The sequence below is a fragment of the Microbacterium sp. SA156 genome (assembly GCF_049065455.1).
In the GTDB taxonomy this organism is placed as follows: domain Bacteria; phylum Actinomycetota; class Actinomycetes; order Actinomycetales; family Microbacteriaceae; genus Microbacterium; species Microbacterium barkeri.
The window spans coordinates 100,373-124,638 of record NZ_JBAKGU010000012.1 but is presented as its reverse complement, the minus strand read 5'-3'; the positions used below and the strand labels follow the sequence as shown (position 1 = coordinate 124,638).

Genomic DNA, 24,266 nt, shown 5'->3' with positions numbered 1-24,266 from the left:
GCACCACCCGTTCCACGAGAAAGGCACCCCCATGGCCACCGAAGAGACCCTCGTCCTCGTCAAGCCCGATGGCGTCGCCCGCGGCCTCACCGGCGAGATCCTCCGCCGCATCGAGGCGAAGGGCTACTCGCTCGTCGACATCAAGCTCGTCGAGCCGAGCCGCGACCTGCTCGCCCGGCACTACGCCGAGCACGAGGGCAAGCCGTTCTACGAGCCGCTCCTCGAGTTCATGCTGTCGGGCCCTGTCGTCGCGATCCGCGTCGCCGGGAACCGCGTGATCGAGGGCTTCCGCGCGCTCGCCGGCACGACCGACCCGACGACCGCCGCCCCGGGCACCATCCGCGGCGACCTCGGCCGCGACTGGGGCCTCGCCGTGCAGCAGAACCTCGTGCACGGCTCGGACAGCCCCGAGTCCGCCGCCCGCGAGCTCGAGATCTGGTTCTAGACACTCCGAGAGCCGAGCGAGCCGGCATCGGGAACGCTCCCGATGCCGGCTCTCTGCGTGCGTCGGCCTAGAACAGCATCCCGAGGACGTCGAGGCGCAGCTGCGCCATGACCGCGATGGCGACGTAGCTCAGCACGGCGAGGAGCGGCAGCCAGCCGATGAGCGCGTCGGCGCCCCTGCGCACGGGACGCGGGAGCGGGATCGCCCCGATCCGGATGGCGTGGAGCAGCACCGCGTAGAACGACGGGATGGTGACGACCCACGTCACCATGCACCACGGGCACAGCGTCCCGATGACGAAGATGCTCTGGCCGATGAGCCAGCACACGAAGCCGAACGCGAACGCCATCCCGAGCGTGAACAGGGCCCAGAACCAGCGGGAGAAGCGCGCGCCGGCGAGCAGCGCCATCCCGACGACGACCGGGGCGACCCATCCGGTGACCCCGAGCAGCGGGTTCGGGAAGCCGAACACGGAGCCCTGCCAGGCGTCGAGGTTCTTCCCGCACTGGACGAGCACGTTGAAGTCGCAGCCGAGCGCCGCACTCGGGTTCTCCAGCAGGTGGAACTTCTCGACCGTGAGCGAGAACGCCGCCCACCAGCCGATGACGCCGGCGACGACGAGCCAGATGGCCAGAGCGGTGGGGCGCGTGCGAGTCTCGGGCATGGTCGGATTATCGCATCGCGGCCTGCGCGCGCCGTCCGTGCGGCGCGCCCGGGCACCCTCCCTCGCGCCTCAGGGTGCGGGTGAACAGCAGGTAGTGAGATAATGGTCTCGACGTGCACCCCGGCGAGGTCGGGGAGCCGTCGAGTGACAAGACTTCGGGGCAACGGCTGCCCCGCGCGACCAGAGCGAAGTGCCGGTCGCATGCCGATGGAGTTCGCGGCCGCGCGATGCGGGGCCGCACGAGATTCTCGGGCGGACCTCCGCCCCGCAGGGAGTACGCCAGCGATGGCTGAAGTGAACAACGACACAGACGGAACCTTCGACGCGAACGGAGGCGACGAGGCGGCTGTCGAGCCCACGACGCAGCCCGACGCGCAGCGCGAGAGCGCCGCGGACGAGACGCCGGACGCGCCAGACGCACCGCAGGTCGAGAAGGCCGAGCAGGCATCGGATGGCGCGGAGCCGGCCGCCGAGACGGACGCGGCCGAGGGCGAGAGCTCGGATGCCGGATCCGCGGACTCCGAGGACTCCGACGCGGCGGCGGACTCCGACGCGGCGGCGGAGGACGAGGTGCCGGCGGAGGAGCCCGAGCCCGAGCCGGTGACCGCGGTGAGCCTCGGCCTCCTCCCGGCCGACTTCGTCTCGCGCGTCACGACGGACTTGCACTTCTACGCGCCCGACATCACGCCGCTGCCCGCGCTCCCCGAGCCCGAGCCCGAGGAGCAGCAGGGCGGGCGCTCGTCGCGCCGTCGGCGCCGTCGCGGCGGATCCGACGGGGTCGACGAGGCGCCGCAGGACGAGCCGCGCCGCCGGCAGCGCGTCGTCGAGGTGATCACCGAGCCGCAGCGCATCAAGGGCTCGACGCGCCTCGAGGCGAAGAAGCAGCGCCGTCGGGACGGCCGGGAGGCGGGCCGCCGTCGCCCCGTCGTGACCGAGGCCGAGTTCCTCGCCCGCCGCGAGGCGGTGGACCGCCAGATGATCGTCCGCTCGAAGAACGGACGCATCCAGATCGCCGTGCTCGAGGACAACGTGCTCGTCGAGCACTACGTGGCGCGCAACCAGGACGCATCGCTCATCGGCAACGTGTACCTCGGCCGCGTGCAGAACGTGCTGCCCAGCATGGAGGCCGCGTTCGTCGACATCGGCCGCGGCCGCAACGCCGTGCTGTACTCGGGCGAGGTCGACTGGGATGCCGTCGAGACCGGCAACCAGCCGCGTCGCATCGAGCTCGCGCTCAAGCAGGGCGACCGCGTCCTCGTGCAGGTCACGAAGGACCCCGTGGGCCACAAGGGCGCGCGCCTGACCAGCCAGATCTCGCTCCCGGGCCGCTACCTCGTGTACGTGCCGGGCGGTGCCATGAACGGCATCTCGCGCAAGCTGCCCGACACCGAGCGGGCGCGCCTCAAGAAGATCCTCAAGGAGGTGCTCCCCGAGTCGTCGGGCGTCATCGTCCGCACCGCCGCGGAAGGGGCCACCGAGGAGCAGCTGACCCGCGACGTCAACCGCCTCACCTCGCAGTGGGCGCACATCAACGAGCTCGTGCAGAAGGGCAACGCGCCCGCGCTGCTGCACAGCGAGCCCGACCTGCTCGTCAAGATCATCCGCGATGTCTTCAACGAGGACTTCACGAAGCTCCTCATCCAGGGCGCGGAGGCGCAGCGGACGATCGTCGACTACCTCACGGGCGTCGCGCCCGACCTGCTCGACCGTGTCGAGCACTACGACGGCGACCGCGACCCCTTCGACGAGTACCGCATCACGGAGCAGATCGAGAAGGCGCTCGACCGCAAGGTCTGGCTGCCGTCGGGCGGCTCGCTCGTCATCGACCGCACCGAGGCGATGACGGTCGTCGACGTGAACACGGGCAAGTTCGTCGGCTCGGGGGGCAACCTCGAGGAGACCGTCACGAAGAACAACCTCGAGGCGGCCGAGGAGATCGTCCGCCAGCTGCGGCTGCGCGACATCGGCGGCATCATCGTCGTCGACTTCATCGACATGGTGCTCGAGTCCAACCGCGACCTCGTCCTGCGGCGCCTCATCGAGTGCCTGAGCCGGGACCGGACGAAGCACCAGGTCGCCGAGGTCACCTCGCTCGGCCTCGTGCAGATGACCCGCAAGAAGCTCGGCCTGGGCCTGCTCGAGACGTTCAGCGAGCCGTGCGAGGTGTGCGCCGGCCGCGGCGTCATCGTCCATCACGACCCGGTGGTCAAGCACCGCTCGAACGGCGCAGGCTCGAACGGCTCGAACGGCTCCGGCCGTCGCTCGCGCGGCGGACAGTCGTCCCAGAGCGCCGCGCCCGCGCAGCCGTCGTCGGCCGCGCACGTCATCACGGACGGCGTGAAGTCGGCGCTCGCGCAGATCGCTGCGTCGACGATCGCGAAGCCGGAGTCCGAGGCGTCAGAGCCGCAGCGCCCCGAGCAGCCCGCGCGCGCGGAGCAGCCGGCCGACCTCGCGTCACTCGGCATCGAGCTCCCCGAGGGGCCGCGCGGCGGCGCCCAGAGCGAGGAGCGTGAGCGTCCGCGGCGACCCCGCAAGAAGCGCTCGGTCGAGAAGCCCCCGTCGGTCGCGCCGACGTCGGAGGCCGCCCAGCTGCTCGACTCCGTGCTCGAGGCGCTGCCTGAGCCGAAGGCGCCCGGTCAGGGCCGTGCCCGCCGTCGTGTCACGACGGCCGCGCTGCTCGGCACAGCGGTCACCGTCAATCCCGCGACCCGCGACGGGGAGTGACGCCACGCGCGCTCGGGGCCTCAGCGGCGGTCCCGAGCGCGCACCCGCAGGCCGGAGGCGATGAGGGCGCGCGTGAGCTCGTGGGCCGAGACCGCCGTGGCGCCCGCCGCGACGAGCCGGGGGAGCGCATCCTCCGGCACGTCGTAGTGGTCGCGGTCGAACGCCCGCCGTGGGATGTCGTTCGCCGCTGCGAAGGCATGCAGCTCGGCGAGGCTCTCGTCGCTCACGAGATGGGCCCACAGGCGCCCGTGCGCGGGCCACATCGCCTGGTCGACGAGAACGGTCATGGCCATCCAGCCTACGGACATCCGCGCCCGACGCGCCGCGTCGCCGCTTTTGGCCGAACCGCCCGACATCGGGTAAAGTATTCCTTTGGTGCGTCCCCTGTCGCGCGCTCTCCCACTGGCGGCGCGACGAAAGTCTTGCCCGAGACGCACCTCGCACATCCGGTGCGACCCGCAAGCGAAGTCTTCCCGTGAGATTCGGAAGCCGCACGGCTTCCCCAATGAAACAGGTATGAACGTGGTTTACGCAGTTGTTCGCGCCGGTGGCCGGCAGGAGAAGGTCGAGGTCGGGACCATCGTGACGCTCGACCGCCTCAAGGCTGCCGAGGGTGAGACGATCGAGCTGCCCGCCGTCCTCTTCGTCGACGGCGACACCGTGACGACCGACGCCAAGAAGCTGGCGAAGGTCAAGGTCACCGCCGAGGTCCTCGGCGACCTGCGCGGCCCCAAGATCGTCATCCAGAAGTACAAGAACAAGACCGGCTACAAGAAGCGCCAGGGTCACCGTCAGGACCTGACGCGCGTCAAGGTCACCGGCATCAAGTAAGCGGAAGAGGCTCCAGAGATGGCACATAAGAAGGGCGCAAGCTCCACCCGCAACGGCCGCGACTCGAACGCGCAGCGCCTCGGCGTCAAGCGCTTCGGCGGCCAGACCGTCAACGCGGGCGAGATCCTCGTCCGTCAGCGCGGCACGCACTTCCACCCGGGCGCCAACGTGGGCCGCGGCGGCGACGACACGCTCTTCGCGCTCGCTGCCGGTGCCGTGGAGTTCGGCACCAAGGGCGGCCGCAAGGTCGTCAACATCGTCGCGGGCGAGTAATCACCGCAGACGCACATGCATCTGAACGGGGCGGGCTTCGGCCCGCCCCGTTCTCTTTCCCCCGGTTCGTCCGGGACGCTCCCGCGAGAGGTCAGGAACCGACATGGTCACGTTCGTCGACGAGGTGACGCTGCACCTGCGCGCAGGCAAGGGCGGCAACGGCTGCGTCTCGGTGCACCGTGAGAAGTTCAAGCCGCTCGGCGGCCCCGACGGCGGCAACGGCGGAGACGGCGGCGACATCGTGCTCGTCGCCGATCCGCAGACGACCACCCTTCTGAGCTACCACCACTCGCCGCATCGCTCGGCGGGCAACGGCGGCTTCGGGATGGGCGACCACCGATCGGGCGCGCAGGGCGAGGACCTCGAGCTGCCGGTTCCGGTCGGCACGGTCGTGAAGTCGCCGGACGGCGAGGTGCTCGTCGACCTCATCGAGCCGGGGATGCGCTTCATCGCCGCCCCCGGCGGCCGCGGCGGGCTGGGCAACGCGGCGCTCGCATCGCCCAAGCGGAAGGCGCCGGGGTTCGCCCTCCTCGGCACCCCCGGCTGGGAGGGCGACGTCGTCCTCGAGCTGAAGACCGTCGCCGACGTCGCGCTCGTCGGGTTCCCGTCGGCGGGCAAATCGAGCCTCATCGCGGCGATCTCCGCCGCGCGGCCGAAGATCGCCGACTACCCCTTCACGACGCTGCACCCGAATCTCGGCGTCGTCCAGGCCGGCGACATCCGCTACACGGTCGCCGACGTGCCCGGCCTCATCGAGGGCGCGAGTGAGGGTCGCGGGCTCGGCCTGGAGTTCCTCCGCCACGTCGAGCGGTGCACCGCGCTCGTCCACGTGCTCGACTGCGCCACGCTCGAGCCGGGGCGCGACCCGATCACCGACCTCGAGACCATCCGCCAGGAGCTCGCGAACTATCCGGTGGCGGACGGCCAGGTGCCGCTCCTCGAGCGCCCGCAGATCGTCGTGCTCAACAAGGTCGACGTGCCCGAGGCGCATGAGCTCGCCGAGTTCGTGCGGCCCGACCTCGAGGCGCTCGGCTACCGCGTGTTCGAGATCTCGACGGTCGCGCGGCGCGGGCTCCGCGAGCTGACCTTCGCCCTCGGCGAGATCATCGACGAGCACCGGAAGGCCGCGCCGGTCGAGCCTCCGCGGGAACGGGTCGTCATCCGCCCCAAGGGCTCCGAGAAGGAGTTCACGGTGCGCGTCGAGGGCGGAACGTACGGGAACGTGTACCACGTGCTCGGCGAGAAGCCCCTGCGCTGGGTGCAGCAGACCGACTTCCAGAACGAGGAGGCCGTGGGCTTCCTCGCCGACCGCCTCGAGAAGCTCGGCGTCGAGGACGAGCTGTTCCGGCTCGGCGCGGTGCCCGGCTCCACGGTCGTGATCGGCGGCGACGCCGGCATCGTGTTCGACTGGGAGCCGTCGATCGCGTCGGCAGCGGAGCTCATCCAGGCGCCGCGCGGCCTCGACCCGCGCCTGGATCCGAACCGCCGGCGCACGACGGCCGAGCGGCGCGAGCAGTACTACGCCCGTCAGGATGCCCGCACGCTCGAGCGTGCGATGGAGGAGGAGCGCCGCCGGGCGCGTCGCGACGACGAGGAGGACGACGCCGAATGACGGTGCGGCACAGGAGCGAGCTGGCGACCGCGGGTCGCATCGTCGTGAAGGTCGGCTCATCGTCGATCAGCGGCGAGGCCGCGTGGCGGATCCCGGTCCTCGTCGAGGCCCTCGCGGCCGCGCACGCGCGCGGCGCCGAGGTGCTCCTCGTCTCGTCCGGGGCGATCGCGACGGGGATGCCGTTCCTCGACCTGGAGTCCCGCCCGCACGACCTCGCGACGCAGCAGGCGGCCGCCGCCGTCGGCCAGAACGTCCTCGTGTACCGCTACCTCGAGGCGCTGCGCCCCTTCGACATCATGGCGGGGCAGGTGCTGCTCACCGCCCACGACATGGAGGACCCGACGCACCGCAGCAACGCGCGTCGCGCGATCGAGCGCCTGCTCGGACTGCGCATCCTCCCGATCATCAACGAGAACGACACGGTCGCCACGCACGAGATCCGGTTCGGGGACAACGACCGCCTGGCCGCCCTCGTCGCGCGTCTCGTCGGAGCCGACGCGCTCGTTCTCCTGAGCGACATCACGGCGCTGTACACGCGCCCGCCGGGGGAGCCGGGGGCCGAGCCGATCCACGTCATCGAGCCGGACGACGATCTGTCTTCGTACGCCTTCGGGTCGAAGGTCGTCAACAGCGTCGGCACCGGGGGAGCGGCGACCAAGGCCTCGGCCGCGCGTCTCGCCTCGAGCGCCGGCATCGGCGTGCTCGTCACGAGCGCCGACCAGGTCGCCGACGCCCTCGCGGGCGCGCCCGTCGGCACGTGGTTCGCGCCGTCCGACGGAGGGGCCGTCGCGACCGGCCCGCTCGCTAGAATGGGCGGATGACGACAGACGCACTCATCGCCCCCGAGCACACCGCGGTCGAGGTCCCGGAGGACCGCCTGCGGCGCGCGAAGGAGGCGTCGCGCGCGGTGGCGCGTCTGACGAGCGACGAGAAGAAGGCCGCGCTGCATGCGATCGCCGATGCGCTCATCGCGCACCGCGCCGAGATCATCGCCGCGAACGCCGAGGATCTGCGCCGCGGCGAGGAGCAGCAGATCGGCGCATCGCTCCTGGACCGCCTGCGCCTCGACGAGGCGCGTATCGACGCGCTCGCGGCCGCCGTGCGCCAGGTCGCCGCGCTGCCCGACCCCGTGGGTGAGCTGGTCCGGGGGCAGCGGATGTACAACGGGGTGCTGCTCGAGCAGCGCCGTGTGCCGTTCGGCGTCGTCGGCGTGATCTACGAGGCGCGCCCCAACGTCACCGTCGACATCGCGGCGCTCGCGCTGCAGTCCGGGAACGCCGTCGTCCTGCGCGGCGGCAGCGCCGCCCGGTCGTCGAACACGGTCCTCGTCGACGTGATGCGCCGCGCTCTCGAGGCACAGGGCGTCGTGGGCGACGCGGTGCAGACGGTCGACGACTTCGGGCGCGACGGCGCGCGCGCTCTCATGCGCGGCCGCGGGCTGGTCGACGTCCTCGTCCCGAGGGGGAGCGCAGGTCTCATCGAGACGGTCGTCACGGAGTCGATCGTGCCGGTGATCGAGACCGGCGCGGGCAACGTGCACGTCGTGCTCGATGCGTCGGCCCCGGAGGACTGGGCCCGCGACATCGTCGTGAACGCCAAGGTGCAGCGCCCGAGCGTGTGCAACGCGGCGGAGACCGTGCTCGTCGTCCGCGAGGCGGCCGACCGGCTCATCCCCTCGGTCGTCGCGGCGCTGCAGGCGGAGGGCGTGACCGTCCACGGCGACGAGGCCGTCGCGGCGCTCGCGTCCGGCATCGTCCCCGCGACGGAGGAGGACTGGGAGACCGAGTACCTCAGCCTCGACATCGCGATGCGCGTGGTCGACACGCTCGACGACGCGATCGCGCACATCCGCCGGTACAGCACGGGCCACACGGAGTCGATCGTCACGGCCGACGTGCGCAACGCCGAGCGCTTCCTCGACGAGGTCGACTCGGCGGCCGTCTTCGCGAACGCGTCGACGCGCTTCACGGACGGCGGCGAGTTCGGGTTCGGCGCCGAGGTCGGCATCTCGACGCAGAAGCTGCACGCGCGCGGGCCGATGGGCCTTCCCGAGCTGACCAGCACCAAGTGGGTCGGGCGTGGCTCCGGCCAGGTGCGGGGCTGACGGTAAGCTGGAAGGGTCCGCCCGACCGTAGAACGGAACATCTATGCACTTCGCCACCGCGATCGCGACCCTCGCCGCAGAATCCGAGCACGGCAACGTCGCCCTGGAGACCCTGCCCTTCGGACTCGTCGCCTTCGGGATCTTCGGCGTCCTCGCGCTCGTGGCCGCGTCGTACCGCAACGTCGCCAACCGCCACGCCGACGCGAGCGAGCACGTCGACGGCGAAGCAGGGCACGGCCACTAGGCCTCGGAAGGTGACGACCACGACGCGTGCTCCTCGGATCGGGGTGATGGGCGGGACGTTCGATCCCATCCACCACGGTCACCTCGTCGCCGCGAGCGAGGTCGCGACGTCGTTCGACCTCGACGAGGTCGTCTTCGTGCCGACGGGGCAGCCGTGGCAGAAGGAGAAGGTGTCGCCCGCGCAGGCGCGGTACGAGATGACGGTCATCGCGACCGCGTCGAACCCGCGCTTCACGGTCAGCCGCGTCGACATCGACCGCGGAGGGCTCACCTACACGGTCGACACGCTGCGCGACCTGAAGGCCGAGCGCCCCGACGCCGAGCTGTTCTTCATCTCCGGCGCCGACGCCGTGGCGCAGATTCTCAGCTGGCGGGACCATCATGAGCTGTGGGAGCTCGCCCACTTCGTCGCCGTCTCGCGTCCCGGTCACGTGCTCAGCACGGATGGACTGCCCGACGACGGCGTGAGTCGCCTGGAGATCCCCGCACTGGCGATCTCCTCCACCGATTGCCGGGACCGCGTGAGACGCGATCTTCCCGTCTGGTACCTCGTGCCGGATGGCGTGGTGCAGTACATCGCGAAGCATCATCTGTATCGGAGCAAGTCATGAGCACATCAGACGGTCGTCCCCTCACACGACGTCAGCTGCGTGAGCTGCGCCAGACCGGACAGACGCCGATCCTCACCGAGGACGACATCGCGGCCGACCGCGACGCGAGAGCCGTCGAGGAGGAGGCGGCAGCGCCCGCGATCGACGAGCCGTCCGACGAGAACCCCGCCCCCGCGTCGGACGACGGCGAGGCGACCGACGAGGTCGAGGAGCTCGAGGTCGTGCCGGCCGTCGCCGAGGAGGAGCGCGAGGAGGCGCAGACCGCGGACGCCGAGCCCGCTGAGCCCGTGGACGAGCCCGCTGAGCCCGCGGACGAGCCAGCTGAGCCCACTGCGTCGGCGACGCCCGACGACCGGACATCGTCCGAGGGGGAGAGCGCCCCGTCGCCCGCTCCCGCTCACCCGGTCCTGACGCGCCGTCAGCTGCGCGAGCAGGAGCGTCTGCGCACCAACGCGACCCCCACGGTGAACGCCGAGCAGGCCGAGCCGGAGACGCAGGCCGAGCCGGAGACGATCGAGGCCACCATCGTCACCGACGAGGTGCCGCAGACGGCGGCGCCCGCCACCGTCGACGTCGAGCTCGTGGAGCAGACTCCGGAAGCGCCCGTCGAGGATGAGGCCTCTGCCGCGTCGCCGACCCCGCGCGCGTCGTCCGAGGCGCCGACCGCGGAGGACGCGGGGGAGCAGCAGGCCACGCTCCGCCCGGACTTCGGAGAGGGCGTCGAGGTCGAGGCGATCACGCACTCGCCCGCGTCGTTCGACGAGCTCCTCACGCAGCCGCAGGAGACGAGCGGCTCCAGCTCGGCCCCGAGCACGCTCGTCCTCGATGAGATCCCGGCGACCGCGGCGCTCAGCGCTCCGATCACGGCGACCGGCGAGCTGCTCATCACGAGCTCGCACAAGCTCCCCGAGGGCTTCGGATCGAGCGGCGCCGCGAAGGGCACGACCGACGGCCGCGAGGTCGACGCGGTGCTCATCGACGGCGAGATCCCGCTCTCCTCGTCCCCGACGCCGATCGCCGCGAGCGACGCGGTGTCGACCTCGAAGAGCCCGGGAGAGGTAATCCGCCCTCCCGCGCCCGAGAAGAACCACAAGCTCATCTTGACGCTCGGCATCACCGCAGGAGGCCTCGGCATCGCCGTCGTCGCGGCCGTCGTCATCGCCTACGCGACAGGAGTATTCGGCTGATGGCAACACAGTCGTCCATCGACATGCTGCAGATCGCCGCCGCCGCGGCGGATTCCAAGGGCGCAGAGGATCTCGTCGCGCTCGACGTCTCGCAGCCCCTTCCGCTCGTGGACATCTTCCTCCTGGCAACCGGGCGCAGCGAGCGCAATGTCGCGGCCATCGCCGACGAGATCGAGGACAAGCTCCTCGAGGCGGGCCACAAGTGCCTGCGCCGCGAGGGCCGCTCGGAGGCGCGCTGGGTGCTCCTCGACTTCGGCGACCTCGTGGCGCACATCTTCCACCAGGAGGAGCGGTCGTTCTACGCGCTCGAGCGCCTCTGGAAGGACTGCCCCGTGGTGCCGATCGACCTCCCCGCGACGCGCCCGGCGGACTGAGCGGATTTCACCGCGCGGAAACCGTCATGTAAGCTAAAGGAGTTGTCCGGGGCTTCTACCGGGCAGCGTCTGGGCCTGTGGCGCAGCTGGTAGCGCACCTGCATGGCATGCAGGGGGTCAGGGGTTCGAGTCCCCTCAGGTCCACCAGAAGAGCGAGAGCGCCCCGTCGGAAGACGGGGCGCTCTCGCGTTGTGAGGCGAGGTCCCGGCTCAGCTCGCGTCCGCGGACGGCGAGCGGTCGACGGCGGATACCGGTCCGCGCACGAGGATGGCGATGGCGACCGCGCCCAGGACCGCGGCGCCCGCCCACATCGTCTGCTGCCAGCCCACGACGAAGGCGATGCGTGCGGCATCGAGGATCTGCGCGGCATGGGGACCGGCCTCCGTCGCGATCGCGGCGGCGGTCGCGATGCCCTCGCTCGCGGCGCCGGCCCACTCCGCCGGCACGCCGTCCAGCCGCACGGAGATCGCGTCGCGGTAGCCCGCGACGAGGAGCCCGCCGAGCAGGGCGATGCCGAGGGCCGCGCCGAGCTCGCGTGCGAGGTCGTTGACGGCCGATGCGACTCCCTGACGCTCCTCGGGAAGCGATGAGGTGATCGCCTCGGTCGACGGGGTCATCGTGAGCCCTGCGCCGATGCCCAGGACGACGAGGCCCGGCAGAACGCTGAGGTAGCCGCCATCCGCGGACACGAGACCCGCCATGAGCGCGAGACCCGCCGCCGCCATCCCGAGGCCCGCGACCATCGCGGCCCGTGTGCCGACGCGCGCAGCGAACCGCGGAGCGAGGCCGGACGCGAGCATCATCATGAGCGCCAGCGGCATCAGGCCGAGCGTGGCGAGGAGGCCGCTCCACCCGAGCGCGACCTGGAGGAACGGATAGAGCATCAGCGAGACGCCGCCCTGCACGCCGAACAGCACGAGCAGGATCGCGGACCCGGAGGAGAGGCCGCGCCGGCGGAAGAACCGCAGGTCGAGCAGGGGGTCGTCCGCGCGGAGCTCCCACACCGCGAACGCGACGGCGGCGAGCGCGGCCGCCGCGAGTGCGATGAGCACGACCGGATCGGTCCAGCCGTGCGTCGGAGCCTCGTGCAGCGCGAACGTGAATCCCACGGCGGCGACGACCGAGGTCACGGCGCCGACGAGGTCGAAACGGCCGCTCGCGACCTCGCGCGAGTCCGGCACCGCTCGGATGGCGACGAGGAGCGCCGCGATCGTCAGTGCGATGGGCAGCGCGAAGAGCCATCGCCACGAGGCGAGGTCGACGAGCAGGGCCGAGAGGTACATGCCGAGGAGGCCGCCGCTCGCCGCGACCGCGCTCCAGATTCCGATCGCGCGCGAGCGCTCGCCCTCGGGGAAGGTGGCCGTGATGACCGCGAGCGTCACCGGCATGATCATCGCGGCGCCGACCCCCGCCAGGAGCCGCGCGGCGAGCATCGCCTCGAGCACGGGCGCGACGGCGCCGGCGATGTTGGCGAGCCCGAAGAGGGCGAGCCCGAGCAGGAGCACGCGGCGTCGTCCCAGTCGGTCTCCTGCGGCGCCGAGAGGAAGCAGGAGAGCCGCGAGCGTGAGCGTGTAGGTGTTGATGATCCAGAGCACGTCGCCCTGCGACGCGGCGAACGCGCTCGCGAGCTGCGGCTGCGCGACGTTGAGCCCGGAGACCGACGCGACGACGGCCATGAGCGCGATGCCGACAGCCCAGAGGATCGCGCGTCGTCGCCGCGGATCGTCGACGACGAGGGACGGCGGATGGACGCGGACGGGGGAGGTCGAGGTCATGGAGCGGGCCTTTCCGGTTCAGTGGACACGATGAGCGCGCACGACGACGTCGCGGAGATGCTGCCGGTGGGTGCCGATCGTCAGCGCCCGGGACGACGTGTACCGGCTGTCGACCTGCCATTCGGGCGCGGTCAGCAGCGACGCGATGTCGCCGGGGGAGGCGGTCGCGTGCGCGGGATGCGGGACGGTGCCATGCCCGTGGGCGGGCGAAGGCGCGTGGGCGACGACGAGGAGCGTGCCGCCCGGTGCGACCTGTGACGCGAGGAGGCGGAAGAGATCGAGCTGGCCGATGTCGGCGTGCGCGTAGCTCGTCACGACGAGGCTCCACGTCCGCCTCGGCCGCCATCGCGCGATGTCCGCCTCGACCCAGTCGATCCGATCCGCGACCCCCGCAGCGGCGGCGCGACCCGCGGCCGCTGCCAGTGCCTTCGCGGAGAGGTCGACGCCGGTGACCTGCCATCCTCGTTCGGCGAGCCAGACCGCCTCGGCCCCGGTCCCGCACCCTGCGTCGAGCGCCGTGCCGGGCGCGAGGCCGCCGATCTCCCTGTCCAGGTAGGGGTGGGGTGCGTCGAGCCCGGGATCCGAAGGGGCATGGGCGGACCAGTGATCCTCCCAGAAGGCCTTGTCGAAGTCGTGCATGCTCATCTCCTTCTCCCCGACCGTGCGCGGGGTGCGGGAAGAGCGTCCCACCTCGGAAGTCGCCCTGGCAAGCAATCTTGCCGAATGGCAAAATGGTGCCATGCGACCATCTGCGGACCAGACTCTCGACGCGGTCGGGCCGAGGCTCAAGCACCTTCGGCTGCGGCGCGACATCACCCTCACGGCGCTCGCGGAGGCGACCGGGATCTCCGTCAGCACGCTGTCGCGGCTCGAGGCCGGTCTGCGCCGGCCCACCCTCGAGCAGCTCCTGCCCCTCGCCCGGTACTACGGCGTCACGATCGACTCCCTCGTCGACGCCCCGCGCACGGCCGACCCCCGGCTGGACCTGCGCCCGATCTCCTGCGGCGACGGCTCGGTCATCATCCCGCTCACCCGGCGCCCCGGTGGGGTGCAGGCGTTCAAGTTCGTGCTGCCGGCCGACCGGGACGACCGGGCTCCCGATCTCCGCTCGCATGAGGGGCACGACTGGGCGTACGTCCTCAATGGGACGCTCCGGCTCGTCCTCGGTGACCAGGACCTCCTTCTCCACGCGGGCGAGGCGGTGGAGTTCGACACGCGCACCCCGCACTGGTTCGGTGCGACGAGCGCGGGAGCTGTCGAGTACCTGAGCCTCGTCGGCCGTCATGGGCAGCGCGCGCACGTGCACGGGGGCGCCGCGACGGCGTAGCTCCCTGCGACGAGTCGATACCGTGGGTGCATGGCCTCCCCGCGCATCGTCATCACCTACTGCACCCAGTGCCGCTGGCTGCTGCGCGCCCAGTGGTACGCGGGTGAGCTCCTCCAGTCGTTCGAGGACGAGATCGGCGAGGTCGCGCTCGTGCCGGCGACGGGCGGCGTGTTCCGAATCGACGTCGGCGAGGCGCACGTGTGGAACCGGAAGCGCGACGGCGGCTTCCCGGACATCGCCGACCTGAAGCGGCGCGTGCGCGACCTCATCGCGCCGGGCAAGTCGCTCGGGCACGCGGATCGCGCCGCAGGGGACTGAGCCGCGACGTGCGCCGGTGACGTCGTGTTACCGAGTTCGTCGCCCGGCTACGCGCTCGGCCCCGTCGACGCGGATGCGCTCGTAGCGTGCTCGCATGGTCACCGTCTCCCTCGTCGCCGTCTCCGGCAGCCTCCAGTCGCCCTCGCGCACGAGCGTTCTCGCGCGCGACATCCTCACCGCGTACGCCGACGCCCTCGGCGACGAGCATCTCGTCACGACCGACGTGATCGAGCTCAGCGAACTCGGTCGCGAGTTCAGCGGCGCGCTGCGCCGCGATGAGCTCTCGGTGCGCGCGGAAGACGCCCTGCGCCGCATCGAGAGCGCGTCCCTCCTCGTCGTCGCGAGCCCCGTCTACCGCGCCTCGTTCACGGGGCTGTTCAAGCACGTGTTCGACTTCGTCGACCAGTACGCCCTCGTCGACACGCCCGTGCAGCTCGCCGCGACCGGCGGGAGCGATCGGCATGCCCTCGCCCTCGAGCATCAGTTCCGCCCGCTCTTCGCGTTCTTCCAGTCCCTCACGCTCCCGCTCGCGGTCTACGCGCGGGACACCGACTTCACGGACGGTCGCATCGCCTCGGCCGCTCTGCACGACCGGCTCGAGCTCACGGTGCGTCGAGGGCTGCCGTCGGTGCGCGCGGCTCTCGCCACGTCGTCCCCGGTGGCCGCGGGCGTGTAGCGCCCGGGCCGACGACGCACGACGTCATATTCCCTATCGGAATGATCGGGAATGCGGTGCGCGGGGTCAGGATGGCCTCATGTCGCCTCTCATCTCCGCTGCCGACCTGCACGAAAGGCTCTCCGGCGGCGCACGCGTGAGCCTTCTCGACGTCCGCTGGCGCCTCGACCTCCCGGAGGGTCGACCCGCCTACCTCTCGGGTCACCTCCCCGGCGCGGTGTACGTCGATCTCGAGACCGAGCTCGCCCGTCGCGGTCATCCGGAGGAGGGCCGGCATCCGCGTCCGGCCCACCGCGATCTCGAGCGCGCGGCCATCCGATGGGGCGTGCGCCGCGGCGACCTCGTGGTCGTCTACGACGACAACGACTCGGTCGCCGCGGCGCGGGCGTGGTGGCTGCTCCGGCGCACCGGGCTCGAGGTCCGCGTCCTCGACGGAGGCCTGCGCGCGTGGATCGCCGCCGGACATCTCCTCGACACGGGCGACGTCGCTCCGCCCCGTGGTGACGCGACGCTGCGCGACGTCGATCCCGGGGAGCTGCCGATCGACGAGGCGGCGACCCTGCCGAGCCGCGGCGTGCTCGTCGATGTGCGGTCCCCTGAGCGATACCGCGGTGCGCACGCGGGAGCCGATCCGACGGCGGGCCACATCCCGGGCGCCGTCAGCCTCCCCGCCGTGACGCACATCCGACCGGACGGCACGCTGCGCACGCCGGCCGAGATCCTCACGGCCTTCGCGCGGATCGGGGCTCGACCGGGCCGCGAGATCGGGCTGTACTGCGCGTCGGGCGTCGCATCCGCCCACAGTGCCCTCGCCCTCGCGACAGCGGGGATCGAGGCGCGGGTCTTCTCGGGCTCGTGGAGCCGGTGGGTGCAGAGCCCGGGGCGGCCCATCGCCGTCGGCCCGACGCCGGCCGGGCGGGTCGTCGGGCACCTGCGGAGCTCTGCGCTCGCCCGGTGACTCAGGTCGGGATGCCGCGCCGAACCGCGGCTTCGAGCAGGTCGCGGCTCGTCGGTGCGAGGTCGCGCGGTGTGCCGCGCCAGAGCGCCGTGATCGGGCGCGAGATGGCGGGCCCGGCGATCGCGATCCGCCGGAGACGCGCCAGGCGCACATCGTCCGCCACGACGAGGTCGCTCAGAACGGCGGGGGCGATGCCCTCGGCGACCGCAGACCGGACGGCCGCCGAGGTGGACAGGACCATGGCCGGCGCGACCGGCGTGCGTCCGAGCCGCTTGCGGACCGCGGACTCCCACGCCCTCCGCGTGCCGCTGCCGTCCTCGCGCGCGATGAGCGCGGTGTCGGCGACGTCGTCGAGCGACACGCTCCCGTGGTCGGTCCACGGGTGCGAGGGCGCCGTGACGAGGACGAGCACATCGTCCGCGACGGTCGAGCTCGACAGGTCGTCCGGGATGTCCGGGCTCTCGACGAACCCGAGGTCCGCCCTGCCCGTGCGCACGAGCTCGGCCGTCTCGTCGCTGTTCGCCGTCACGAGGCGAACGGAGGTCGGCTCCCTCCCGTCCTCGAGTTGCGCGGCGCGCAGGGCGAGGAGCCACGCGGGCAGCATGTGCGCGGCGACCGTCTGACTCGCGGCGACGACGAGCGCGCGCGTGCTCTCCCCGCGCAGCCGCTCGACGCCCGCGCGGAACCGCTCAGCGGCCGCGAGCAGGTCGTCGGTCCAGGTCAGCACCCGGCGTCCGCTCGCGGTGAGTGCCACGCCGTGCGGGGAGCGCGTCACGAGCTCGAGGCCGAGCGTGCGCTCGAGCGAGCGGATGCGCGCTGACGCGGACTGCTGCGTGCAGCCGGTCTCGCGGGCCGCGGCCGAGATCGAGCCGTGGTGCGCGACGGCCCTCAGGAGCTCGAGGGCGTCGATCGAGGGCACGTGTCGCATGGTCCCTACAGTCTGGCCCTGTACCCCCACGCACGCCAGCCGGATACCGCGCGCCCCGTGATCCGGCGACCGTGGGAGCATGCCCCAGCTCCTTCTGCACCGCACGATGCGGGCGGCCCCCGGTCTCGCGGCCTGCGGCGCGATCGCCCTCGTCTCCCTCGTGATCGGCCGCGCAGCCCCCGCGGTCGGCAGCGCGGCGCCCGCGATCGCCCTCGGCGTCGGCTGCGCGGTGCTCCGCGCTCCGGGGCCTGCGCTGCACCCCGGGATGGCGTGGGCGAGCGGCCCGGGCCTGCGGGTCGCCATCGTGCTCCTCGGCGCGGGCCTCCCGATCCAGAGCGTCGTCGCGGCCGGTGCCGAGGCGCTTCCGGTCATGGCCGCCACGCTCGGGGCGTGCGCGCTCGCGACGGTCGTCGTCGGCCGGGTGCTCGGCGTGGGGCGGCGACTGCGGACCCTCGTCGGCGCGGGCACCGGGATCTGCGGCGCGTCCGCCATCGCCGCGATCGCCCCCGTGATCGGCGCCTCGAGCGCCGAGATCGCCTACGCGATGTCGACGATCTTCCTCTTCAACCTCCTCGCTGTCGTCGTGTTCCCCGTGCTCGGGCACGCGCTGGGGCTCGACGCGCACGCGTTCGGGGTGCTCGCGGGCACCGCCGTGAACGACACGAGCTCAGTCATCGCGGCGGCGGGGGTGTTCGGCGGAGGCGCACTCGCCGTGGCGGTCGCCGTGAAGCTCGTCCGCACGCTCGCGATCATCCCGCTGAGCATCGCGCTCTCGATCGGCGAGAGCCGACGGGGCGGGGGAGGGAGCCCGCTGACCCCGAGCCGGGCCGCGGCGCTCGTGCCGTGGTTCCTCATCGGGTTCGCTCTCCTCGCGCTCGCCCGGTCGGCCGGGTGGATCCCGGCCGGGATGCAGGACGCGGTCTCGCAGGCGAGCGGATTCCTCATCGCGGCCGCGCTCGCGGGTGTGGGCCTCTCGACCGACATCCGAGCCGTGCTCCGAGCCGGGTGGCGCCCGCTGGGGCTCGGCGCGATCCTCTCCGCGGTCGTGGCGGGCACCGCGCTGGCCGTGATGTCCGCGTTCGGCGCTCTCGCCTGAGGGTCTGCACAGACGAGGAGGCGCCGCCCGGCGATCCGGGCGGCGCCTCCTCGTCGCGGTCGGTCAGACGGCCGTGAGACGGTGCGGGATGTCGGTCACGAGATCGCGGATGGCGACGGTGAGGCTCGCGCGGGTCCCGATCGAGCGCGCGTCGGCCATGTGCGCGCCGGCGAAGCACTCCCACTCGCGTCCCTTGACGCAGATGTACCCCTTCACCTGGTCTGCGAGCGCCACCTGGTAGCACGTGAGGCTGATGGGGATGAGGACGGCTTCCGGCGCGCGTCCGAGGCTCGGGTGACCGGTCCTCATGGTCGACGCGGTGCGTGCGGGGGCCTGCGGGGCTGTCTCTGCGATCAGCGACATCTGTCCTCCGTTCTCGGGGCCGCGGGGTGCGGCGATAGAAGATGTCTACCGACCGCGCGGCCTCCTCTCCAAGACGGGGCTCGAGGCTTGACACGGTCGCCGCGATCGGGCAGACGGCGTCAGGACCACGTCCTCCGCGCGGGGTTGCTCACCTCCGGCTGTCGGCGCTCGCCCGGCGTCGGGGCCGTCCAGCGGACGGCGTTCGCGAGCACGCGGCGCACCTGAGGGTGGAAGTAGACGGGGTACTCCTGATCGCCGGGGCTGAAGTAGAAGATCCGCCCGCGGCCGCGCGTGAAGGTCACGCCGGAGCGGAACACCTCGCCGCCCTCGAACGAGCTGATGAACACCTGGTCGTCGGGGTTCGGGATGTCGAAGTGCTCGCCGTACATCTCCTGTCGCTCGATGACGATCGGATTCTCGACGCCTTCCGCGATCGGATGCCCGGGCGCGGTCGTCCAGACCAGCTCGCGCTCTCCGTCGTTGCGCCAGGCGAGGGAGCACGTCGTGCCGAGCAGTCGCGTGAAGATCTTCGAGAAGTGGCCGGAATGCAGCACGATGAGGCCCATCCCGCCGAGGACATGGCGCTGCACGCGCGCCACGACCTCGTCCGCCACCTGATCGTGCGCGATGTGGCCCCACCACAGGAGCACGTCCGCGGCCGCGAGGGCATCCTCCGTCAGGCCGTGCTCGGGCTCCGCGAGCGTCGCCGTGCGCACCGCGACGTCGTCGCCGAGGAGCTCGGCGAGACCCTGCGCGATCGCGCCGTGGATCCCGTCGGGATAGATGGCGCGGATGTCGTCCTGCGTCGTCTCGTGGACGTTCTCGTTCCAGACGAGGGCGCGGATGGTCATGCTGTTCCTCCGATGATGTTGAGGTCGGTGTCGAGGGCGATCTCGCGCCCGGCGGCGGCCGACGCGTAGCAGGCGTCGACGAGGCGCGCGCGGCTGAGCCCGACGCTCCCGTCGTGCTCGGCCCACGTGCCGGGGTCGGCGACGTGGTCGAGGAACGTCTCCACGACGGCGGCGTGACCGCGACCTGCGGGCGCCTGGATCGGGGTGTCCTGGCGCGACGCGCCATCGCCCGTGAAGATCGTCAGCTCGCCCGACGGGGCGTAGTCCACGACGGAGAGGTCGGCGCCGCCGTCGGTGCCGTACAGCGCGATGCCGAACTGATCGGGGGTCGAGCGGTGCGACGCCCAGCTCGTCTCCAGCACGATCGACCCGCCGCCCTCGAGGCGCAGGAGCGCGGTGGCGAGGTCCTCGACCTCGTACGCGTGACCGGTCCCGTGCTTCACGCCGCCCGAGCCGCCCAGGCCGCGCGGGCCGAGCTCGGAGTGCGTGACGGCGGACACCGCGGTCACGCGGGGCTCGCCCATGAGGTGGAGCGTCCAGTCGAGCACATGCACGCCGAGGTCGACGAGCGGCCCGCCTCCCGACATCTCGGCGTTCGTGAACCAGCTCCCGAGAGCCGGGATGCCCGAGCGCCGCAGCCACATGGCGCGCGCGTGGTAGGGGCGACCGATCGTGCCGTCGTCGACGGCCGCACGGATCGCCTCGATGTCGCCGCGGCGGCGGTGGTTGAAGGTGATCTCGAGGATGCGCCCGGCCTCGCGCGCGGCGTCGACCATGCTCTGGCCCTCGTCGCCCGTGCGGGCGATCGGCTTCTCGCACAGGACGTGCGCGCCGGCGCGCAGCGCCGCGATGCTGATCGGCGCGTGGAGGAAGGTCGGCACCGCGACGCTGACGACGTCGAGGTCGCCGCGGCCGATCATCTCCTCCCAGTCGGCGTACGTCTCGTTGATGCCGTAGGTCTCCGCGAGCTGCGCGCGGACGTCGTCTTCCTTCCCGGCGATCGCGACGAGGTCGACCTCCGGGCGGGCGGCGTACGCCGCCATGTGCTGCTGGCCGGCCCATCCGATTCCGACGACGCCTGCACGGATGCGACGAGCGGGAGTGGGGGAGGACTGCTGTGTCACTGTTCCTCGTTCTCTCTCCGGGCATCGACGCCCGGATGATTGAGTATCTAAATATATGCGTGTCTCGACCGTAGGAGACATCTCCCGGAGAGTCAATCACCCGCCTGCGGGCGCGTCGATACCGGTTTCTCGGAGCCTGGTCATTCAGTGCAGTTTCGTGCACTATGCTCGGGGGGAACGGGAGACCGAGGAGGAGCTCATGGCGGGAACGACGCGGATCGACAGGATCCTCGAGGACAGCTTCGTCCACGAGGAGGTGTTCGCCCTCCGCCCCGACTACCGGGCGATGCTCGTCGTGATCGAGGGGATCGCTCCGGCGGCAGGCGACGCGGAGAGCGAGGCGCTGCTCGTCCGCGCCGAGGAGCACGCCCGGCGCGTGGCCGCCGCCGGGCCGATCGAGGATGAGCCGCACATCGCGTCGTGGCGCGAGGCCTACCGCGCGTTCGGGGCGAAGCCGCAGCGGACGCGCAACAGCCTCGAAGCGCTCACCCGTCGTGCGGCGGATGCGCTGCCGCGAGTGAACCGCCTCACCGACGTGTACAACGCCGTCTCGGTCCTCCATGGGCTCCCGCTCGGCGGTGAGGATCTCGACCGGTACGTCGGCGCGCCGCGCCTCGTGCGCGCGACCGGGACGGAGCCCTTCGACACGGTGGCCGGCGGAGACCCGGTCGTCGAGCACCCCGACCCGGGCGAGGTCGTCTGGTGCGACGCCGAGGGCGTGACGTGCCGCCGATGGAACTGGCGTCAGGGCCGCCGCACGCGGCTGACCGACGGCACGCGCACGGCCCTGTTCATCCTCGACGCTCTCGCGCCGACGACGGATGCCGAGCTGGAGGCCGCCGCGGACGCGCTCGTCGGGCACCTCGGCGCGGGCGCGACGGTCGCGCGACGCCTGCTCGCGGGACCGGATTCCGCTCTCGGATGACGCTGCCCGCGGACGGCGTGAGGCGCACCGGGCCAGGGCGCAACCCCCTGTCGACATGCCGGCGCCCGTCGTAGCGTCGCTCCCGACATCGACGAGGGAGGACGCATGACCGGAACGCATGTGGAGACGTTCGCCAAGCGCGGGCAGTGGATCAGCCGGGTCGCCGGCGACAGCGCGCTCTCGCAGAGCTCGGCGAGCAGGGAGGAGGCCATCGAGGCCGGGCGTGCGCTCGCCGAGCGCCTCGGGGTGCCGCACCGGGTCGTCGACAGCGAGCCGACCGGGGTCGCGAGCGACGAGCAGAGCGAGGCCGACGCGGCCGAGGTGGCCGACGAGATGCTGCCGGACACCACCGACGAGCGGGGGATGCCGCTCGACAACCCGTCCGGCTGAGCCGCGCCGGCCTGCCCTGCGGGGGAATCGTCAGAGCGCGCGGAGTCGGTCGAGCAGCGGCTCCGCGATCTCGGCGAGGAAGCGCTCCTGCTGAGCGTCTCCCACCTGGACGATCGCGACATCCGTGAAGCCGGCATCGACGAACGGGCGCACGCTCTCCGCGAGGGCGTCGAGGTCGGGTCCGCACGCGATCGAGGCCGCGACGTCCTCGGGACGCACATATGCGCTGGCCCCCTCGAAGCCGGCGGGCGTGGGCAGGTCGGCGTTCACGGCCCAGCCGCCCGCGAACCAGCGGAACTGCTCGTGCGCTCGTGCGACGGCCGCGTCGCGGTCGGGGTCCCAGGAGATCGGGATCTGCCCGATCTTGCGGGATGCGCGGCCTCCCCGGGCCTCGTCCCAGGAGGCGAGGAGGTCGGCGTCGGGAGCGGTCGTGATGAGGTGGTCGGCGAGCGGTGCGAACTCCGCGACCGAGTTGTCTCCGGACACCGCGACGCCGATCGGCACGCCGCCGTCCGGGGCGTCCCACACGCGTGCGGAGTCGACGCGGAACCACTCGCCCTCGTAGGTCACGAGGTCGCCCGTGTGCAGCGCGCGGATGATCTCGATCGCCTCCGCGAGCATGTCCTGGCGCGCGTGAACGGCCGGCCATCCCTCGCCCACGACGTGCTCGTTGAGGTTCTCGCCCGATCCCAGTCCGAGCGTGAACCGCCCGTCCGAGAGCACCTGCATCGTCGCGGCCTTCTGCGCGACCACGGCGGGGTGGTACCGCATCGTGGGGCACGTCACATATGTCATGAGCTCGACGCGCGACGTGGCCTGGGCGACCGCGCCGAGCACCGTCCAGGCGTAGGGGGCGTGGCCCTGGCTCACGAGCCACGGGGAGTAGTGGTCGCTGCACGCGAGGTAGTCGTACCCCGCCGCCTCCGCGGCCTGCGCGTACGCGACGAGCTCTCGCGGGCCGCTCTGCTCGGTCATCAGCGTGTATCCGAAGCGCGTCATGTGGACCTCCTGTGTCGTCGGCTTCCCCCGCACACTAGGCGCGGGGGAAGGCCGCGAACAGGGGGTTGCCGCGGGCCGAGAGGTCCTCGATGATGCCCGCTCTCAGGCGGGCGCGATCTCCGCGACGAGGCTCTCGACGCGCGCCCGGATCTCGTCCCGGATGGGCCGGACCGCCTCGATGCCCTGCCCGGCCGGGTCGTCGAGCTGCCAGTCCTCGTAGCGCTTCCCCGGGAAGATCGGGCAGGCGTCGCCGCAGCCCATCGTGATGACGACGTCGGACTCCCGGACGGCGTCGACGGTCAGCACCTTCGGGGTGGCCCCCGCGATGTCGATGCCCTCCTCGGCCATGGCGGCGACGGCCACCGGGTTGATCTCGTCCTTGGGCTGCGAACCCGCGGAGAGCACGTCGACGCGGTCGCCCGCGAGCGCCTGCAGATAGCCCGCGGCCATCTGCGAGCGGCCCGCGTTGTGCACGCAGACGAAGAGGACAGCGGGGCGGGTGGTCTCGGTCATGGCTCCTCCGGGTCGGGTCGCCTCAAAGCATAGACCGTTGTCTATGTAATGGGAAGCAGGTCCCCGAGAAGACCGCGCACGCGGCGCTCGATCTCGTCGCGGATGGCCCGGACGCGCGGGAGCGGCTGGTCGGCGGGATCGTCGAGCGGCCAGTCGAGGTAGGTCTTGCCCGGGAGCACGGGGCACGCGTCGCCGCAGCCCATCGTGACGACGACGTCGGCCGCTCGCAGGGCCTCTGCCGTCAGCGGCTTGGGGAACTCGTCTCCCAGCGGCACCCCGATCTCGTCGAGCACCGCGACGACGTGCGCCTTGACCTCCTCGGCCGGCTCGGACCCGGCGGTGCGGGCGCGGACCCGGTCGCCGGCGAGATGCCGCAGGATCGCCGCGGCGAGCTGCGAGCGGCCCGCGTTGCGCACGCAGACGAAGAGCACCTCGGGCGCGCCGCGGTCGACGGATCGGGAGCGCGTGAGCGCATCGAGGCGCTCGACGGCGAGGGCCGACACCCGCGAGGCGAGGCGGGCCGGCGCGCGCTCCTGTCGGCGGAGGAGCTCATGGCTCGTCCGCACGAAGAGCGACACGGTCTCGGCGCCGTGCACGCCCCGGTACCGCTCGGTGAGATCCGCGGCGATGCGCTCGAGGTCCGGGCCGGCGGCGGGGGCATGGCCCACGAGGCCGATCACCTCATCGACGCGATCCGGTGCGAGCGAGAACCACGCCCGCCGTCCCTCCTGCCGCCGCTCGACGACGCCCGCCGACGCGAGCGCGCGCATATGGTGGCTGACGGTCGGCTGGCGCAGTCCGAGCTCGCCGGCGAGCTCGGTCACGCTCACGCGGCCCTCAGCGGAGTCGAGGATGAGCCGGATGATCCGGGCGCGCGTCGGGTCGGCGACCGTCGCGAGGACAGCGGGGGAGGTCGCGGCGGGCATAGATCGCAGTCTATGCCTCATGGGACCGA

At 72.2% G+C, this 24,266-nt stretch carries 29 protein-coding genes and 1 tRNA gene; 19 read left to right on the top strand and 11 right to left on the bottom strand.

What is annotated here, in order from left to right; translation table 11 throughout:
* Window positions 1-31: 31 nt before the first annotated feature.
* The gene (gene ndk, locus ACOWU6_RS12575) at window positions 32-445 is read left to right on the top strand and encodes a nucleoside-diphosphate kinase (RefSeq protein ID WP_271172008.1); all 414 of its coding nucleotides are present in this window, start codon (window positions 32-34) and stop codon (window positions 443-445) included.
* Between the two features lie 67 nt (window positions 446-512).
* Here ndk and ACOWU6_RS12570 read toward each other — a convergent pair whose 3' ends face one another.
* Window positions 513-1,109: a vitamin K epoxide reductase family protein gene (locus ACOWU6_RS12570; protein WP_324014671.1), complete on the bottom strand. Its 597-nt coding sequence runs from the start codon at window positions 1,107-1,109 to the stop codon at window positions 513-515.
* A 285-nt stretch (window positions 1,110-1,394) separates the two neighbouring features.
* Between ACOWU6_RS12570 and ACOWU6_RS12565 the strand changes: the two genes are divergently transcribed.
* Complete coding sequence (locus ACOWU6_RS12565; RefSeq protein ID WP_421075886.1) at window positions 1,395-3,833, top strand: Rne/Rng family ribonuclease; 2,439 nt, start codon at window positions 1,395-1,397, stop codon at window positions 3,831-3,833.
* A gap of 20 nt (window positions 3,834-3,853) precedes the next feature.
* Here the strand turns inward: ACOWU6_RS12565 and ACOWU6_RS12560 are convergent, their stop codons facing one another.
* On the bottom strand, window positions 3,854-4,120 hold the full coding sequence (locus ACOWU6_RS12560) for a DUF4031 domain-containing protein (protein WP_271172005.1): 267 nt from the start codon (window positions 4,118-4,120) through the stop codon (window positions 3,854-3,856).
* 235 nt (window positions 4,121-4,355) lie between these two features.
* Between ACOWU6_RS12560 and rplU the strand changes: the two genes are divergently transcribed.
* The 10 genes from rplU to ACOWU6_RS12510 all read left to right on the top strand — a co-directional run bounded on the left by rplU (window position 4,356) and on the right by ACOWU6_RS12510 (window position 11,215).
* Window positions 4,356-4,664, top strand: a complete 309-nt coding sequence (gene rplU, locus ACOWU6_RS12555) for a 50S ribosomal protein L21 (protein ID WP_271172186.1) — start codon at window positions 4,356-4,358, stop codon at window positions 4,662-4,664.
* Window positions 4,665-4,682: 18 nt separating this feature from the next.
* Entirely contained in the window at window positions 4,683-4,937 is a 255-nt protein-coding gene (gene rpmA, locus ACOWU6_RS12550) for a 50S ribosomal protein L27 (protein WP_271172004.1), read from the top strand.
* Between the two features lie 103 nt (window positions 4,938-5,040).
* Window positions 5,041-6,549 (top strand): GTPase ObgE, encoded by a 1,509-nt coding sequence (gene obgE, locus ACOWU6_RS12545; RefSeq protein WP_324014676.1) that lies wholly within the window; start codon window positions 5,041-5,043, stop codon window positions 6,547-6,549.
* Window positions 6,546-7,370: a glutamate 5-kinase gene (proB, locus tag ACOWU6_RS12540; protein ID WP_271172002.1), complete on the top strand. Its 825-nt coding sequence runs from the start codon at window positions 6,546-6,548 to the stop codon at window positions 7,368-7,370. Before obgE ends, proB begins: the two co-directional genes overlap by 4 nt.
* The gene (locus ACOWU6_RS12535) at window positions 7,367-8,653 is read left to right on the top strand and encodes a glutamate-5-semialdehyde dehydrogenase (protein WP_271172001.1); all 1,287 of its coding nucleotides are present in this window, start codon (window positions 7,367-7,369) and stop codon (window positions 8,651-8,653) included. Before proB ends, ACOWU6_RS12535 begins: the two co-directional genes overlap by 4 nt.
* Before the next feature lie 43 nt (window positions 8,654-8,696).
* Entirely contained in the window at window positions 8,697-8,897 is a 201-nt protein-coding gene (locus tag ACOWU6_RS12530; RefSeq protein ID WP_271172000.1) for a hypothetical protein, read from the top strand.
* Between the two features lie 10 nt (window positions 8,898-8,907).
* Window positions 8,908-9,507 carry a nicotinate-nucleotide adenylyltransferase gene (gene nadD, locus ACOWU6_RS12525; protein WP_271171999.1) on the top strand — a complete coding sequence of 200 codons (600 nt, stop codon included), beginning with the start codon at window positions 8,908-8,910 and terminating at the stop codon, window positions 9,505-9,507.
* Entirely contained in the window at window positions 9,504-10,694 is a 1,191-nt protein-coding gene (locus ACOWU6_RS12520; RefSeq protein WP_421075885.1) for a hypothetical protein, read from the top strand. Before nadD ends, ACOWU6_RS12520 begins: the two co-directional genes overlap by 4 nt.
* A complete protein-coding gene (gene rsfS / locus ACOWU6_RS12515) occupies window positions 10,694-11,068 on the top strand; it encodes a ribosome silencing factor (protein WP_374727730.1) in 375 nt (124 codons plus the stop codon). Before ACOWU6_RS12520 ends, rsfS begins: the two co-directional genes overlap by 1 nt.
* A 71-nt stretch (window positions 11,069-11,139) precedes the next feature.
* Window positions 11,140-11,215, top strand: a tRNA-Ala gene (locus ACOWU6_RS12510).
* A 62-nt stretch (window positions 11,216-11,277) separates the two neighbouring features.
* Here the strand turns inward: ACOWU6_RS12510 and ACOWU6_RS12505 are convergent.
* Both ACOWU6_RS12505 and ACOWU6_RS12500 read right to left on the bottom strand, forming a co-directional pair.
* Window positions 11,278-12,843: an MFS transporter gene (locus ACOWU6_RS12505; protein ID WP_421075884.1), complete on the bottom strand. Its 1,566-nt coding sequence runs from the start codon at window positions 12,841-12,843 to the stop codon at window positions 11,278-11,280.
* Window positions 12,844-12,861: 18 nt separating this feature from the next.
* Window positions 12,862-13,482 carry a class I SAM-dependent methyltransferase gene (locus ACOWU6_RS12500; RefSeq protein ID WP_421075883.1) on the bottom strand — a complete coding sequence of 207 codons (621 nt, stop codon included), beginning with the start codon at window positions 13,480-13,482 and terminating at the stop codon, window positions 12,862-12,864.
* A gap of 100 nt (window positions 13,483-13,582) precedes the next feature.
* Between ACOWU6_RS12500 and ACOWU6_RS12495 the strand changes: the two genes are divergently transcribed.
* The 4 genes from ACOWU6_RS12495 to ACOWU6_RS12480 all read left to right on the top strand — a co-directional run bounded on the left by ACOWU6_RS12495 (window position 13,583) and on the right by ACOWU6_RS12480 (window position 16,122).
* Window positions 13,583-14,170, top strand: a complete 588-nt coding sequence (locus ACOWU6_RS12495; RefSeq protein ID WP_421075882.1) for a helix-turn-helix domain-containing protein — start codon at window positions 13,583-13,585, stop codon at window positions 14,168-14,170.
* 30 nt (window positions 14,171-14,200) lie between these two features.
* Window positions 14,201-14,488, top strand: coding sequence for a SelT/SelW/SelH family protein (locus ACOWU6_RS12490; protein ID WP_282977872.1), 288 nt, complete (start codon window positions 14,201-14,203; stop codon window positions 14,486-14,488).
* Between the two features lie 94 nt (window positions 14,489-14,582).
* A complete protein-coding gene (gene msuE, locus ACOWU6_RS12485) occupies window positions 14,583-15,164 on the top strand; it encodes an FMN reductase (RefSeq protein WP_282977871.1) in 582 nt (193 codons plus the stop codon).
* A 79-nt stretch (window positions 15,165-15,243) separates the two neighbouring features.
* Window positions 15,244-16,122: a sulfurtransferase gene (locus ACOWU6_RS12480; RefSeq protein ID WP_282977869.1), complete on the top strand. Its 879-nt coding sequence runs from the start codon at window positions 15,244-15,246 to the stop codon at window positions 16,120-16,122.
* 1 nt (window position 16,123) lies between these two features.
* Here ACOWU6_RS12480 and ACOWU6_RS12475 read toward each other — a convergent pair whose 3' ends face one another.
* Window positions 16,124-17,041: a LysR family transcriptional regulator gene (locus ACOWU6_RS12475; RefSeq protein ID WP_421075881.1), complete on the bottom strand. Its 918-nt coding sequence runs from the start codon at window positions 17,039-17,041 to the stop codon at window positions 16,124-16,126.
* 88 nt (window positions 17,042-17,129) lie between these two features.
* Between ACOWU6_RS12475 and ACOWU6_RS12470 the strand changes: the two genes are divergently transcribed.
* Window positions 17,130-18,146 carry a YeiH family protein gene (locus tag ACOWU6_RS12470; RefSeq protein WP_421075880.1) on the top strand — a complete coding sequence of 339 codons (1,017 nt, stop codon included), beginning with the start codon at window positions 17,130-17,132 and terminating at the stop codon, window positions 18,144-18,146.
* A 63-nt stretch (window positions 18,147-18,209) separates the two neighbouring features.
* Here ACOWU6_RS12470 and ACOWU6_RS12465 read toward each other — a convergent pair whose 3' ends face one another.
* The 3 genes from ACOWU6_RS12465 to ACOWU6_RS12455 all read right to left on the bottom strand — a co-directional run bounded on the left by ACOWU6_RS12465 (window position 18,210) and on the right by ACOWU6_RS12455 (window position 20,484).
* Window positions 18,210-18,509, bottom strand: a complete 300-nt coding sequence (locus ACOWU6_RS12465; RefSeq protein WP_282977866.1) for a hypothetical protein — start codon at window positions 18,507-18,509, stop codon at window positions 18,210-18,212.
* 119 nt (window positions 18,510-18,628) lie between these two features.
* Window positions 18,629-19,360 (bottom strand): ThuA domain-containing protein, encoded by a 732-nt coding sequence (locus ACOWU6_RS12460; protein ID WP_271171988.1) that lies wholly within the window; start codon window positions 19,358-19,360, stop codon window positions 18,629-18,631.
* Window positions 19,357-20,484, bottom strand: coding sequence for a Gfo/Idh/MocA family protein (locus ACOWU6_RS12455; protein ID WP_282977864.1), 1,128 nt, complete (start codon window positions 20,482-20,484; stop codon window positions 19,357-19,359). The genes ACOWU6_RS12460 and ACOWU6_RS12455 overlap by 4 nt, the downstream gene beginning before the upstream one ends.
* A gap of 199 nt (window positions 20,485-20,683) precedes the next feature.
* On the opposite strand from ACOWU6_RS12455, the gene ACOWU6_RS12450 reads away from it, so the two are divergent.
* Together ACOWU6_RS12450 and ACOWU6_RS12445 are read left to right on the top strand one after the other, a co-directional pair.
* A complete protein-coding gene (locus ACOWU6_RS12450) occupies window positions 20,684-21,409 on the top strand; it encodes a B3/4 domain-containing protein (protein ID WP_421075879.1) in 726 nt (241 codons plus the stop codon).
* 105 nt (window positions 21,410-21,514) lie between these two features.
* On the top strand, window positions 21,515-21,799 hold the full coding sequence (locus tag ACOWU6_RS12445; RefSeq protein WP_282977861.1) for a DUF2188 domain-containing protein: 285 nt from the start codon (window positions 21,515-21,517) through the stop codon (window positions 21,797-21,799).
* Between the two features lie 30 nt (window positions 21,800-21,829).
* Here ACOWU6_RS12445 and ACOWU6_RS12440 read toward each other — a convergent pair whose 3' ends face one another.
* The 3 genes from ACOWU6_RS12440 to ACOWU6_RS12430 all read right to left on the bottom strand — a co-directional run bounded on the left by ACOWU6_RS12440 (window position 21,830) and on the right by ACOWU6_RS12430 (window position 24,237).
* Window positions 21,830-22,798, bottom strand: a complete 969-nt coding sequence (locus ACOWU6_RS12440) for a TIGR03557 family F420-dependent LLM class oxidoreductase (protein ID WP_421075878.1) — start codon at window positions 22,796-22,798, stop codon at window positions 21,830-21,832.
* 102 nt (window positions 22,799-22,900) lie between these two features.
* Window positions 22,901-23,311 (bottom strand): arsenate reductase ArsC, encoded by a 411-nt coding sequence (locus ACOWU6_RS12435; RefSeq protein WP_421075877.1) that lies wholly within the window; start codon window positions 23,309-23,311, stop codon window positions 22,901-22,903.
* Window positions 23,312-23,352: 41 nt separating this feature from the next.
* Window positions 23,353-24,237, bottom strand: coding sequence for a metalloregulator ArsR/SmtB family transcription factor (locus tag ACOWU6_RS12430; protein WP_282977858.1), 885 nt, complete (start codon window positions 24,235-24,237; stop codon window positions 23,353-23,355).
* Window positions 24,238-24,266 lie beyond the last annotated feature (29 nt).